11 protein-coding genes and 1 tRNA gene are annotated in these 13,339 nt (G+C 71.9%); 7 read left to right on the top strand and 5 right to left on the bottom strand.

Going from position 1 to position 13,339, the window contains the following annotated elements; translation table 11 throughout:
- The first annotated feature begins 90 nt into the window (after window positions 1–90).
- Window positions 91–165, top strand: a tRNA-Gln gene (locus ACYU8V_RS19075).
- Window positions 166–169: 4 nt separating this feature from the next.
- Here the strand turns inward: ACYU8V_RS19075 and ACYU8V_RS19070 are convergent.
- Window positions 170–364: a hypothetical protein gene (locus tag ACYU8V_RS19070; protein ID WP_460849584.1), complete on the bottom strand. Its 195-nt coding sequence runs from the start codon at window positions 362–364 to the stop codon at window positions 170–172.
- Window positions 365–480: 116 nt separating this feature from the next.
- Here ACYU8V_RS19070 and ACYU8V_RS19065 point away from each other — a divergent pair, with 116 nt between their 5' ends.
- The gene (locus ACYU8V_RS19065; RefSeq protein ID WP_460849582.1) at window positions 481–1,089 is read left to right on the top strand and encodes a 2'-5' RNA ligase family protein; all 609 of its coding nucleotides are present in this window, start codon (window positions 481–483) and stop codon (window positions 1,087–1,089) included.
- Here ACYU8V_RS19065 and ACYU8V_RS19060 read toward each other — a convergent pair.
- Both ACYU8V_RS19060 and ACYU8V_RS19055 read right to left on the bottom strand, forming a co-directional pair.
- Entirely contained in the window at window positions 1,050–2,069 is a 1,020-nt protein-coding gene (locus ACYU8V_RS19060; RefSeq protein ID WP_460849580.1) for a hypothetical protein, read from the bottom strand. The two genes, ACYU8V_RS19065 and ACYU8V_RS19060, sit on opposite strands and share 40 nt — an antisense overlap.
- A 61-nt stretch (window positions 2,070–2,130) precedes the next feature.
- The gene (locus tag ACYU8V_RS19055) at window positions 2,131–4,479 is read right to left on the bottom strand and encodes a lamin tail domain-containing protein (protein WP_460849579.1); all 2,349 of its coding nucleotides are present in this window, start codon (window positions 4,477–4,479) and stop codon (window positions 2,131–2,133) included.
- Window positions 4,480–4,768: 289 nt separating this feature from the next.
- Here ACYU8V_RS19055 and ACYU8V_RS19050 point away from each other — a divergent pair, with 289 nt between their 5' ends.
- Window positions 4,769–5,950, top strand: coding sequence for a S53 family peptidase (locus ACYU8V_RS19050; RefSeq protein ID WP_460849577.1), 1,182 nt, complete (start codon window positions 4,769–4,771; stop codon window positions 5,948–5,950).
- Between the two features lie 67 nt (window positions 5,951–6,017).
- On the opposite strand, the gene ACYU8V_RS19045 is transcribed toward ACYU8V_RS19050, so the two are convergent.
- On the bottom strand, window positions 6,018–6,632 hold the full coding sequence (locus ACYU8V_RS19045; protein ID WP_460849575.1) for a TetR/AcrR family transcriptional regulator: 615 nt from the start codon (window positions 6,630–6,632) through the stop codon (window positions 6,018–6,020).
- Window positions 6,633–6,729: 97 nt separating this feature from the next.
- Between ACYU8V_RS19045 and ACYU8V_RS19040 the strand changes: the two genes are divergently transcribed.
- The 4 genes from ACYU8V_RS19040 to ACYU8V_RS19025 all read left to right on the top strand — a co-directional run bounded on the left by ACYU8V_RS19040 (window position 6,730) and on the right by ACYU8V_RS19025 (window position 12,106).
- Window positions 6,730–8,211 carry an MFS transporter gene (locus tag ACYU8V_RS19040; RefSeq protein ID WP_460849574.1) on the top strand — a complete coding sequence of 494 codons (1,482 nt, stop codon included), beginning with the start codon at window positions 6,730–6,732 and terminating at the stop codon, window positions 8,209–8,211.
- A gap of 31 nt (window positions 8,212–8,242) precedes the next feature.
- Complete coding sequence (glmU, locus tag ACYU8V_RS19035) at window positions 8,243–9,739, top strand: bifunctional UDP-N-acetylglucosamine diphosphorylase/glucosamine-1-phosphate N-acetyltransferase GlmU (RefSeq protein WP_460849573.1); 1,497 nt, start codon at window positions 8,243–8,245, stop codon at window positions 9,737–9,739.
- A 33-nt stretch (window positions 9,740–9,772) separates the two neighbouring features.
- Window positions 9,773–10,762, top strand: a complete 990-nt coding sequence (locus ACYU8V_RS19030; protein WP_460849571.1) for a ribose-phosphate diphosphokinase — start codon at window positions 9,773–9,775, stop codon at window positions 10,760–10,762.
- A 96-nt stretch (window positions 10,763–10,858) separates the two neighbouring features.
- Complete coding sequence (locus tag ACYU8V_RS19025) at window positions 10,859–12,106, top strand: hypothetical protein (protein ID WP_460849569.1); 1,248 nt, start codon at window positions 10,859–10,861, stop codon at window positions 12,104–12,106.
- A 16-nt stretch (window positions 12,107–12,122) separates the two neighbouring features.
- Here ACYU8V_RS19025 and ACYU8V_RS19020 read toward each other — a convergent pair whose 3' ends face one another.
- Entirely contained in the window at window positions 12,123–13,310 is a 1,188-nt protein-coding gene (locus ACYU8V_RS19020; RefSeq protein WP_460849567.1) for an ATP-binding protein, read from the bottom strand.
- Window positions 13,311–13,339 lie beyond the last annotated feature (29 nt).

Genomic DNA, 13,339 nt, shown 5'->3' with positions numbered 1-13,339 from the left:
CGGTCCCGGGCGCGGGTCGCATCGGCTGATCTACGTAGATCGGCCGCATATCGGTCCCGCCGGCCCCATGTCCTAGCCTTGAGCCCACCTTCCCCGGTTGCTCTGCTGGCACGGGCGGCCAGACTTTGAATCTGGTTTTCGTTGGTTCGATTCCAACCCGGGGAGCTGCTCACTCCGTGTCGTCGGGGCCGGCCCAGGTCGCCGGCGGGTCGCTCCCGGGGAAGGACTCCTCCAGGGCCTCGTCCTCCGGCTCCTCGACCGCCTGCTCCGGGTCGGTCTCGTCGGCGCTGGCCTCCGGGTCGATGTCCTCGACACTGGCCTCGGGATCGGTGTCGTCGGGCTCGTACCGCTGCGGTTCGGACATGAGCTGTCTCCTCTCCTCGGGTGCTGTCCTGTTCCCGGTCGGTCCGCGCGCAATCCCCGGCGGAGGCGACTCAGGTGACGTGGGCGGCGGCCGATGAGAGGTCCCGGAGGTGTCGGATGTTCCTGCGCGCAACTTTCGTCCCGTCGGTGGAGGTCCGTGAGCAGCTGCGCCTGGTGTGCGGCCAGCTCGCGAGTGTGGGCCTGCGCCCGACGCTGCCCGACGACCTCGAGGTCGTGCTGGCGCGGTTCGGCAATGTGACCAACGACGTCGCCGAGACCCTGCGGACGGTCCTCGAGCACGGTACGGCGGAGCTGCCCGGCTGCGCGGTCGCCCTGGTGGGCCCGCGCATCGACGGCGACCTGGTCGTCGCCGACCTGCGCGGCGAGGTCGACCGGGTCGCGGCGACGGCCGGCGCGGTGTCGCGGCTCGCCGAGGCGAGGGGGATCTACGTCGATCGCCGGGTGTTCCGGCACGGCGTGGTCCTCGCCCGGCTCGACGAGGACAACCACGGCTCGGCCATCGAGCACCGGCTGGGCCAGCTCACCCACTGGTACAGCAGCCCGTGGCTGGCCGACGAGGTCACCCTGGTCCGCACCGGCTGGCGGGGGGAGACGCCGATCGCCGAGCCCTGGTGCGCGATCCCGCTGGGCGGCGAGCTCGGCGAGATCGCCGAGATCGACGAGGGTCAGCCCTCGAGGATCGCGGCCACCTCGGCCGAGGCGTAGAAGGGCGCGAGCCGCTCGCGCAGGATCCGCTCGAGGTCGCCGTTCTCATGGGCGGCGGCCAGCGCCTCGGCCGCGACCCTGGTGGCCTCCGTGACGGCCACGTCGCGGTCGATGCCGAGGTCGACGAGCAGTGCCGAGGCCGGGTGCTCGCCGTAGACACCCCAGAACGCCGTCACCACCGCGTCGGCGAGCTCCAGGACGGGCGGCCGGGTGGCGGCGTCAATGGCGACGTCCTGCGCGAGGCCGGCGATCCGGCGTACCTCCTTGCGGGTGGTGACGTCGTGCAGGTGGGGGATCGGGTGATCGGCGTAGAGGTCGTAGACCTCGAGCACGGCGGCGCGGGCCGCGGGGTCGGAGAGGGTGTCGACCAGGACCCGGTTCAGGCGCTTGGCCGCGAGCGCCGCGCCCTTGGCGGTGACGTCGCCGAGCACCGCGTCGATCGAGCCCGACGCCGCTCCCGCGACCGCTCCGGCGGCGCCGAGGCCGAGGGCCATCAGGGCGCCCACCCCGGGCACCTTCTCGGCGACCGCGCGGTTGGACTGCAGCATCTCGTTGACCAGCCGGCCCACGAACCGCGACGCCAGGCCCGCGGCCAGCGGGCTGGCGCTCACGTCGTCGAGCAGGCGGCGTACGACGTCGGTGTGGGCCAGCGCCTCGTCGGTGATCCGCTCGACGTCCTCGCGCGCCACCACCTCGCTCAGCCGGTACGACGACGCCGGACCGGCGTACGCGACGTCGGCCAGGAGCTCGACGATCGTGCTGGCGCCCGTGCTCGCGGGCGCCACCTCGAGCAGCGTGCGGACGGCTCGCTTCGCGTCCTCCACGCCGAGGACCCTGCTGAGCGGGATGCGCGCCTCCGCGTCGAGCAGGGCGCGCACGTCGCTCCCGATCACGGCCGCGGCCTCGGGGCCGGTCAGCTGACCGACGAGCCAGGCCACCTGGGCATCGAGGAGGCGCTCGGACCGGGAGGGTGAGGTCATGACGCGAGGGTAGAGCGGCCGTGGGGCGGGCCGATCACACGGCCCACCCCACGACACCCGATCAGAAGGTCAGCCGCACCACCGACGGGTCGTGGTCCGACATCTGCGTGGAGAACTCGCTGTTCGCGTGCACCACGTCGTAGCTGAACGTCGACAGCGCGGGGGACAGCAGGATGTGGTCGAGCACCTGGCTGTTGCCCTGGTAGTCGTAGGTGTAGCGCTCGTTGGCCGGCAGCGTGCGCGGCAGGTCGTTGAGCGCGGTCGTCCCGGACCCCACGAGGATGTCCGCGGTCTGGCTGAACTCGTAGTCGTTGAGGTCACCCATCACCACGACCCGCGCGTTCGGGTCCGCGGCGAGCAGGCTGTCGGTGAAGGTGCGCACCAGGGAGGCCTGGTTGTGGCGCTGCGTCTCCGAGGAGTGCACCGGCGGCTGGTCCTTGCCGAAGTCCGGGTCGTCGCCGCCCTTGGAGTTGAAGTGGTTGGCGATGACGAAGAGCGACTTCCCGTTCCAGCTGAACTGCCCGACCAGCGGCTTGCGCGAGGAGCTCCACGCCGAGTTGGTGGGCTGGATCCGCGACGGGTTGGTGACGAGGGTGGTCGAGGAGCCGGTGCCGGACAGCGTCGCGTTCGTGCTGTACGTCGGAGCGCCCCGACCCGTGAACGAGAGGCCCCGGTCGGTGCGGTACATGAAGACCTGCCGGATGTTGCCGCCCGGCTCGCCGCCGTCGGTGTCGTTCTGCGGGTCGATCGAGGTCCACGAGTACGCCGGCCCGCCGGCCGCCGAGATGGCCGCGATCAGCTTGGCCATCGTCTGGTCACAGGCCACCACGCCGTCGTCGGTGGCGCCGTCGTTGTCCTGGATCTCCTCCAGGGAGACCAGGTCGGGCGACTTCAGGTTGCTCACCAGCTGCGCGGCCAGCCCGTCGAACTTGGTCTGCGGGTCGGTCGGGTCGAGGTTCTCGACGTTGAACGTCGCCGCCGCGAGCTGGCCGGAGGTGGCCGCGGTCGTGGACTCGGCCGTGAGGCCGCCGTGGGTGACCGACGGGGTCGCCGACGGCTCGAGGTCGTAGGTGCCGAAGCCGTAGTCGACGACGCCGGTCAGGTTGCCGAAGCCGTCGCCGACGTTCGCGACGGCCGACGGTGCGAGCAGGTCGGACACGACGATCCGCTCGGGGTTCGGGTCGCTCGCCGTCAGCTGGATCCCGCCGCGCGGCGTACGGGTGCCGGCGCCGTTGGGCACGATCGGGGTCTCGCCGTACGCCGTGCTGGTCGGGCCGACCACCTGCGCGCCGAGGATCGTCACGCGCATGTCCTCCAGCGACTCCCAGAAGTCGAGGCCGTCGCTCGCGGGGTCGAAGGTGTTGGAGGTCTCGACGTTGCCGCTGGAGTCGTTCTCGATGACCGTCGAGGGCACGATCCGGTCCGCGGACGCCGATCCGGCGCCGACGGTCACAGGAGCCGGCAGGGGGTTGCCCGAGGACACCTTCGTCACCGTCGGCGCGGTGATCTCGGTGCTGGTGAGGTTGGCCGTGGTCGTGCCGCCCGAGCGGTACTCGCTGACCGTGCCCGCGACCTTGACCGAGTCGCCGACGGCCACCGTGGGTGCCGACGAGGTGTAGACGTAGATGCCCTCCGAAGTCGCGACGCTGGTGTCCTGGCAGGCGGTCGGCTCCTCGAGGAAGAACCCGGCCGGGCCCACGCCGGTGACGATGCCGGCGACGCCGGAGACCGAGCCGGTGGTGGCGAGCTGCGAGGCGCCCTGGATGGTGTGGATCTGGGTGCCGGTGCACGAGGTGCCGCCACCACTGCCGAGGATCGAGGTGCCGGGCGTCGGGGCGGCCGCCGCGAAGTCGGTGCTGTTGTGGTCGGTGTCGGCGACCGTCCGCGTCACCGAGGCGGTGTTCGAGCCCGCCGGTGCGGCGGCGCCCTCGAAGTCGGTCGCGGTGCCGTAGCCGACGTAGTCCTTGACGCCGGAGGCGCTGTGGCAGGTCGCGCCGCAGGTCAGCGTGGTGTTGGTGGTGACCAGCGCGACCTTGCCCGAGGTCGCGCTCAGGTTGGTGGTGCCGGTGGCCTGCGGCGTCGGCAGCGCGCTGCCGGTCGTGCCGGTCGCCAGCTGCACCAGGTACGTCGCTCCCGCGGCGATCGAGCCGCTCAGCGCGGTGCGGCTCCAGGTGGTGCCGGACGCGCTGGCGTACTGCACGCTCCAGCCGGTGACGCTGACCGACGCGGAACCGGTGTTGATCAGCTCCACGAAGTCCGAGCGGTACGGCGCGCCGGAGTTGCCTCCGCCGCCGTACACCTCGCTGATGACGACGTCGCCGGAGACGGCGTGCGCGGCGGTGGGGACCGCGACGACGGCGCTCGCCGCCGCGGCTGCCAGCCCGAGGCCGGCAAGGAAGGGACGGGACACGGTGATTCCTCTCGAGAACGGAACACAGGACGGACCATCAGGCCCCGACGGGGCCAGGGCTGAGCCTCCCGCCGAGAAAGTCCGACCGCTACGGCCGACGCCAGTGCGCGCCGGAACTTCTTGCGATGTTCACCCGGATCGACGGCAGAAGGACACTCATGCGTACGCATTGCAGGAAGATGAAGGTGAAGATCGTCCGAACGGGCCTGGACGGCGGGGCGACCAGGCGATAGAACGTGATGCGCTGCCTGTTCGGGCGGCACGATCTCGATCCGGGAGGAACCCCACGATGAGAAGAGTTCTGGCTGCGCTCGGTGTGAGTGCGCTCGTGGCCACCGGGCTGGCTGCCACCGCGGCCGACGCCCACGCGAAGCCCGTCGCCCTCCACGCGCAGCGCGCGTGCGCGGCGGCCGTCGCCGGTCACGCGGCGTGCGACGCCAAGGTCCTGGTCAGCTCCGCCGGCGTCGTGCCGAACAGCACGACGCCCGCCGCCGGAGCGATGACCCCGGCCAACCTGCGTTCCGCCTACAACCTGGGCGGCACCAGCTCGGGCGGCCGGACCGTCGCCATCGTCGACGCCTACGGCTACCCCAACCTGGAGCGCGACCTCGCGACCTACCGCTCCTACTTCGGCCTCCCGGCCTGCACCTCCGCGAGCGGCTGCCTCAAGGTCATCGACGAGAACGGCGGCACCAGCCTGCCGCGGTTCAACACCGGCTGGGCCGGTGAGCAGGCGCTCGACGTCGACGCGGTCTCCGCGATCTGCCCCGACTGCAAGATCGTCATGGTCCAGGCCAAGTCGGCCAGCTTCGCCGACCTCGGCGCTGCCGTGAACACCGCCGCCAAGCAGGCCGGCGTGGTCGCGATCTCCAACAGCTACGGCGGCGGCGACGCGGCCGACTCGACCTACGGCACCTACTACAACCACCCGGGCATCGCGGTCACCGCGTCGACCGGCGACAACGGCTACCAGGGCGGCTCCTACCCGGCGTCCTCGTCCTACGTGACCGCCGTCGGCGGCACCTCGCTGGCCCCGGCCTCCAACGCGCGTGGCTGGACCGAGACCGTGTGGAGCGGCGCCGGCTCGGGCTGCTCGACGTACAACACCGCGCTGTCGGCGGCCTCGTCGTACAACACCGGCTGCGCGAAGCGCGCGATGGCCGACGTGGCCGCCGCGGCCGACCCGGGCCAGGGCGGCATGGCGGTCTACTACCCGACCAGCAAGACCGCGTCCACGTGGGCGCAGGTCGGTGGCACCAGCGAGTCCTCGCCGATCATCGCCTCGGTCTACGCCCTCTCGGGCAACACCGCCGGCTACCCGAACGCCGTGCCCTACGCCCACGCGGCCAACCTGTACGACGTCACCTCCGGCTCCAACGGCACCTGCCCCACCACCCAGTGGTGCAACGCCCGGGCCGGGTGGGACGGCCCGACCGGCCTCGGTACGCCGAACGGCACCGGCGCCTTCTGATCCCCAGCAGTGAGTACGACGCCCGTCCCGGCTCTGCCGGGGCGGGCGTCGTGCGTGTCAGGGGCGATCAGGCGGTGCCGTAGACGATCCGCAGCACGACCTCGGTGAGGTCGGCGACCGCGGCGTCGTACGCCGCACCGCGGAGCTGGGCGATCGCCCGCATCCGGGTCTCGCGCAGGTCGGCGATCATCTCCGCGAGTGCGGTGGCGCCGACGCCCGTCGGGGCGACGCCGGAGTCCTGGTCGCGCTGGATCTTCGCGGCGAGGCCGGTGACCAGGCGGGTGCGCGCCCGCTCGACCCACTCCACGAGCGGCTGGTACTCGACCGCACCGGTGGTGCAGGTGAGGATCGGCAGGTGCTCGCGCCAGACCTGGGCGACCAGGTGGTGGTGCTCGAGCAGGCCCGCGCGGTCGGCGCCCTCGCTGTCGAACCAGCCGTGGGTGCTGCCGAACTGCTCCCAGAGCCCGTCCAGGAGCGCGGCGACGACGGCCTGCTTGGTGGGGAAGTAGAAGTAGAACGCCGTGCGCGAGACGCCGGCCGCCTTCGCGATCGCGTCGATGGTGAGGTCGTTGACGTTGCGGTGTGTGAGCAGTGAGCGCGTCGCCTCGAGGATGGCCTGCTCGCGCTGGTCGCCCTTGGTCGGGCCGCTGCGGCGGCGCACGGTGGTGGACGAGGCGGTCATGCCCCGAGTCTACGCGTTCTCGACGATGCGTCGTTCGTGTTTGACGTCACGTCGTCGAAAATCGACACAGTGTCGATTACTGTGTCACTCTCGATTCATGACCACCACCCTCGACACCACAGCTGCCGTCGAGGCGCCCTCGGCCCGCCACCACAGCGGCCCCGCGACGTACTCACGGCTCGTCCTTCCCGCCATGGCGGCGAACGTCTTCCTGCTCTCCCTGATCCAGACGGTCGTCGTCCCGGCGCTCACCCTCATCGGCACCCAGCTGGGTGCGGCCGCGACCACCGTCGGCTGGGTCTCGACCGCGACGATGCTCACCGCCGCCGCGGTGACCCCGCTGTTCGGCCGCCTCGGCGACGTCCTCGGCAACCGCCGCGTGATCCTGGTCGTCCTCGGGCTGACCCTGGTCGGCAGCATCGTCGCCGCCACCGCCGACAACATCGGCGTGCTCATCGCCGGCCGGGCGCTGCAGGGCGCGAGCTTCGGCCTGTTCCCGCTCGCGATCAGCGTGCTCCGCCAGGAGCTGCCCGCGGAGCGCATGCACCACGGCATGGCCGTGGCCGCCTCCGCGCTCGGTCTCGGCGGCGGGTTCGCGCTGGTCGCGACCGGCGTGCTGACCCAGCACGACGGCGACTTCCACCGGATCTTCTGGCTGACCGCCGCCGCGTCGCTGGCGATGCTCGCGATCAGCGCCCTCGTCCTCCCGCGCCGTGCCGGACAGGGCGGCTCGGTCGACTACCGCGGTGCCGCCGTCCTGGCCACCGGCCTGATGCTCCTGCTGCTGCCGATCTCGCAGGGCCACGAGTGGGGCTGGACCTCGGTGACGACCCTCGGCATGTTCGCGGGCTCGGTCGTCGTGCTGGCCGGCTTCGGCGTGCTGCAGCACCGCACCGCGACCCCGCTGATCAAGCTGGACCTGCTGTCCCACCGGCCCGTGCTGGCGACCAACCTGGCCTCGCTGTTCGTCGGCTTCGCGATGTTCAGCGTGTTCCTCGGCGCCACGTACTTCGTGCAGACCCCGGACGTCCTGACCGGCTTCGGCTTCGGCGCGAGCGTGCTGCGCACCAGCGTCGTCTACATGCTGCCGGGGACGCTCCTGTCGATCCCGCTGGGTCCGGTCTCCGGCCGCTTCGTGGTCCGCTTCGGCGCCCGGCCGGTGCTGCTCGTCGCGAGCCTGCTGGGCGTCGCCTCGCTGAGCTCGCTGACGCTGCTGCACGGCAACAGCGCGGAGTTCATCCTCGCCCTGGTCGTCGGCAACGCCGCGATCGCCGTGGCGTACGCCGCCATGCCGGCCCTGCTCGCCCAGCACGTCGAGCTCGCCGACACCGGTGTCGCCAACTCGGTCAACTCGATCATGCGGACCATCGGCGGTGCGATCGGCTCGGCCATCGTGATCACGGTGCTCACCAGCTCGACCGCCAGCTACGCCACGCCTGCCGGCGCGGTCGCGCTGCCGACCGAGCACGCCTACGAGATCGCCTTCGCCCTCGGTGGCATCAGCTTCGCGATCGCGGCGCTGCTGGCCGCCTTCGGGTTCGGCCACCACGGACGGACGCCGGCGGGCGAGGCCTGCTGAGGCCGTCCCGCCCGCGGCTAGGCTGACACGCGTGACCGACCAGCTCACCGTGATCGTCCTCGCCGCGGGCGGCGGGACCCGGATGAAGTCCAAGACCCCCAAGGTGCTGCACCGGATCGGGGGCCGGTCGATGATCGGCCACGTCCTCCGCGCGGTCGCCTCGCTCTCACCGGCAGGCGTCGTCGCGGTCGTCGGGCACCAGCGCGAGCAGGTCGGCCCGCACGTGGCCGAGTCGCTGCCGGGCGTCGTGCTGGCGGTCCAGGACGAGCAGCTCGGCACCGGCCACGCCGTCCGGATCGCCCTGCAGGAGCTCGGGGGAGTGGGTCCGGAGGGCACCGTCCTGATCGCGTACGGAGACACCCCGCTGCTCGAGGGCGGGACGCTGGCCGCCTTCGTGGCGGCCCACCACGACGCGGGCGCCGCCGTCAGCATCCTCAGCGGGGTCGTCGAGAACCCGCGCGGCTACGGCCGGGTCGTCCGCTCCGAGGACGGCACCGTCGAGGCGATCGTCGAGGAGAAGGACGCCTCCGAGGAGCAGCGCCGGATCACCGAGATCAACTCCGGGATCCTCGCCTTCGAGGCGCGCTTCCTGCTGGACGCGGTCGGCCGGATCGGCAACGACAACGCGAACGGCGAGTACTACCTGACCGACGCGATCGGGCTCGCGCGCGAGGCGGGGCTGCCCGTCTCGGCGTACCCGATCGAGGACGTGTGGCAGACCGAGGGCGCCAACGACCGCGCCCAGCTCGCCGCCCTGGGCGCGGAGCTGAACCGCCGCACCGTGACCCGCTGGATGCGCGAGGGCGTCAGCGTCATGGACCCGGCGACGACCTGGATCGAGGCTGACGTGACGCTCGCGCCGGACGTCACGATCCTCCCCGGGGTCCAGCTGCTCGGCGCCACCTCGGTCGGCGAGGACGCGGTCATCGGGCCGGACACCACGCTCGAGGACTGCGAGATCGGCGCGGGCGCCCGGGTGGTCCGCACCCACGGCCAACTCGCCGTGATCGGGGACGGCGCCACCGTCGGCCCCTTCTCCTACCTGCGTCCCGGCACCACGCTCGGCGCCGGCGGCAAGATTGGCGCCTTCGTGGAGACCAAGAACGCGAGCATCGGCGACGGCGCCAAGGTCCCGCATCTGTCCTACGTCGGCGACGCGGAGATCGGCGAGGGCACCAACATCGGCGCCGGCACGATCTTCGCCAACTACGACGGCGTCGCGAAGCACCGCATCACCGTCGGTCGGCACGCGAAGACCGGGTCGAACAGCACCTTCGTCGCACCGGTCACGATCGGCGACGGGGCGGGCACCGGAGCGGGCACGGTCGTGCGCGACGACGTACCTCCCGGGGCGCTGGCGGTGAGCGCCGGACCGCAGCGCAACGTCCTCGGCTGGGCGCAGTCCCGGCGTGCCGGGACGGCCCAGGGGGACGCCGCGGCGGCCGCCATCGGTGGCGACGGTCACGGTGAACAGTCCCAAAACGGACCGGGGCTTGGGAGCGAACCCGGCGAGCAGGCACAATCCTGATCAGGACCCATTGGGCGAGCTGGGGAGCACAGCGTGGCTGGACTGAAGAAGACCACCGAGAAGAACCTGATGGTCTTCTCCGGACGGGCGCACCTCGAGCTGGCCGACGAGGTCGCGGCGCTGCTCGAGACCGACCTGGTGCCCACCGACGCGCGGGACTTCGCCAACGGCGAGATCTACATCCGCTACCAGGAGTCCGTCCGCGGCTGCGACGCGTTCGTGATCCAGAGCCACACCACGCCGATCAACCAGTGGATCATGGAGCACCTGATCATGGTGGACGCGCTCAAGCGCGCCTCGGCCAAGCGGATCACCGTGGTCATGCCGTTCTGGGGCTACAGCCGCCAGGACAAGAAGCACCAGGGCCGCGAGCCGATCTCCGCCCGGCTGGTCGCCGACATGTTCAAGACCGCCGGCGCCGACCGGATCATCTCCGTCGACCTGCACGCCGACCAGCTCCAGGGCTACTTCGACGGCCCCGTCGACCACCTGATGGCGCTGCCGGTCCTGACCGACTACATCAAGAGCAAGTACGGCGACGGACAGCTCGGCGAGCTCGCCGTGGTCTCCCCGGACGCCGGCCGGATCAAGGTCGCGGAGAAGTGGGCGGCCAAGCTCGGCGGCGTACCGCTGGCCTTCATCCACAAGACCCGGCGCACCGATGTCGCGAACGAGGTCGTCGCGAACCGGGTCGTCGGCGACGTCAAGGGCCGCATCTGCGTCCTCACCGACGACATGATCGACACCGGTGGCACCATCGTGAAGGCCGCCGAGGCCCTGATGGCCGACGGTGCCGCGGGCGTGATCATCTGCGCCACCCACGCGATCCTCTCCGACCCGGCCGTCGACCGGCTCAAGAACAGCCCCGCGCTCGAGATCGTCGTGACCAACACGCTCCCGCTGCCGCCGGAGAAGCAGTTCGACAAGCTGACGACGCTGTCGATCGCGCCGCTGGTCGCGCGCGCCATCCGGGAGGTCTTCGAGGACGGCTCGGTCACCTCGATGTTCGACGGCCAGGCCTAATTCGGCCGAATCGCTTGCCCGCGCCCGCGGGCAGGTTCACCATGTGAGGGTTCGCCCTCGGGGACGACGGCATATCCAGCCGACCCGGGAGGCGTCATGCCCCGTCGAATCCTCGCCGCTGCTGCGGCCCTCTCCTTCGCCGTGGTGTGGTCGCCGCCGGCGTACGCCGACAGCACGGTGACCGTGCGCGACCTGCAGTCGTCCAACCCCTTCAACATCCTCATCGACTGCAGTGGGGGCCTGGACTCGACGGGGGTCCAGCCGGCGTTCCACATCACGGGCTCGAACCCGTCGCCGGTCAAGGGCGAGGTGTCGTGGGGCATCGAGGACCTCGGCGCCGTGCCGGGTCAGTACGGCCCCGCGGTGGAGACGGCAGACGCGGCGGTGGTGGAGAACCAACGCCTCGCCGTGTACGGCGCCGGTTCCGGCGTGGCCGTGATCGACACGGCGACGCAGGACGCGACGGCTGACACGCAGTTCTGGATCGGCACCGCCTCCGTGGCGGGCACGGGCCACGTCACCCCCTCCTGGTCGACCGTCAGCGTGACGCCGTCCACGTCGTACTCGTGGCAGGAGTGGGACGGCTCCAACTTCCCGTACACGAAGATCGGCAGCCCGCAGACCGCGACCGTCGCCGCCTTCAACGCCGCTCACGGGGGAGCGCCGGCGGACAGCTTCGCCGGTTTCGCCTTCGGCTGTGACGTCCCGGAGGGCACGCCGTACTACTACGACGACCTCGAGGCGGGCCCGTCCGGGTCGGTGACCACCTACGACTTCGAGAAGCTGAACTCGACGGCGACCATGGGTGCCGCGCCCGCAGCCATCACCGCCGGCGGATCGGCGTCGATCAAGCTGCAGGGATCCTCGAGCCAGTCGGTCGACCTGCAGGCCAAGGCGTACGGATCGTCGACCTGGCGCACGATCAAGACCGTGACCGCGGGCGGCAGCGCCGCGGCGGTCGCGGTGAAGCCGGTCGTCCAGACGTCGTACCGCTGGTTCGTGGCCGGGTCGTCGTGCTGCCTCTCCGGCACCTCCACGACCGTCACGGTCAAGGTGCGCACGGCGGTCACCATCGGCCTCGCGGACTCGACCATCAAGAAGGGGCAGAGCCTCGTGGCGTCGGGCGTGACGAAGCCGCACAAGCCGGGCGTCGCCGTGAGCCTGTGGCGGAAGACCGCGACCGGGGCGAGCCTGCTCGCGACCTCGAAGGTGCACTCCGACGGCAGCTACAAGCTCTCCTACCGGGTGCCGAGCAAGGGCACCTGGAAGGTGTTCGTCAAGGTCGCCGCCGCGTCGGGCAACCTCGCGGGTCAGTCCGCGGTGCGGTCGGCCACGGTGAGCTGAATCCCGAAGAGACGGGTCAGGCCTCGTCCAGGCCGCGGACGAACTCCCCGAACCCGGGAAGGGTGAACCGGACCAGGCCGTGACCGACCGGCTCGATCACGCCCTTGTCGATCAGCCGTTCGCGCGGGACGCTGATGGCGCGCGAGTCGACGCCCATCAGGGCGGCGATGGAGGCCCGGGTGATGTTGCCGTCGCCGGCCCGGGCCATCGCGGCGAGGAACTGCTTCTCCAGGCGCGACGCCGCGCCCCAGCGCGCGCGGTGCATCGCGGTGAGCTGGTCGCGGGCGGTCGGCAGCCCGCGCCGGACCGCGGTCATCGTCAGCCGCGAGCCCGGCGACGGCTCGGCTGCGTCCCAGGTGGTGCTGCCGAGCAGCTGGATCAGGTAGGGGTAGCCGTGCGACTCGGCGACGATCGCGTCGAGCGCCGCCGCCGACCACCCGACGCCCTCGGCCTCAGCCGGGGCGAGCAGCGCCGAGCGGGCGTCGACGTCGGACAGCACGTCGAGGGAGACGAACGTGCTGCGCTCCCCGAAGGTGGCCGCCCTCGTGAGCGCCTCGGGGGTCACGGGCAGGCCGGCCGCCAGCGCGGCGAGAGGGTTCTCGGCGCGGTCGCCGTCGAGGTTCTGCAGCACGTTGAGCAGCACCGACATGTCGTCGGCGGATGCGGTGTGCAGCTCGTCGAGGACGAGCAGCAGGCCGGCGCCGCCGCGGCGACGTACCGATGCGGCGGCCTCGTGGAGCAGCGACTCCAGCAGGCCGATCGTCGCCGGCGCGGGTGCCGCCGACTCGTCGCGGGCCACCTCGGCCTGCACCTTCGCGCCGGGCAGGCCGACCTCCACGGTCAGTCGCTCCAGGCGGCCGCGCCACCGCGTGCCGGCGGCTCCGGGAGGTACGGCGTCGGCCTGCTCGAGCGCCTGGCCGATGCTGTGCGCGATCTCCGGCAGGACCGGCCGCTGGCGCGAGCAGGCGACCCATGCCGACACGAACCCGGCCTCGGCCGCCCGTCGCTGGCCGGCCCGCAGCAGCGACGTCTTGCCGAGGCCGCGGGGTGCGTGGAACACCATCAGCGGCCCGCCGAGCTCGCCGTAGGTGGCGACCCGCGCCAGCACGCCCTCGATCCTGCGCATCTCGACGGTGCGGCCGGCGAGGATGCGGGGGACCTGCCCGGGCGTGTACGGGTTGGCCGCTGTCGCCCTGGTCGCCATCGTCGCCCTCCGCAGAGCCGATACCTCTT

Source organism: Nocardioides ultimimeridianus (assembly GCF_054777895.1).
Note: the sequence above shows the minus strand (reverse complement) of the source record. Positions and strands in the feature narration are given on the sequence as shown.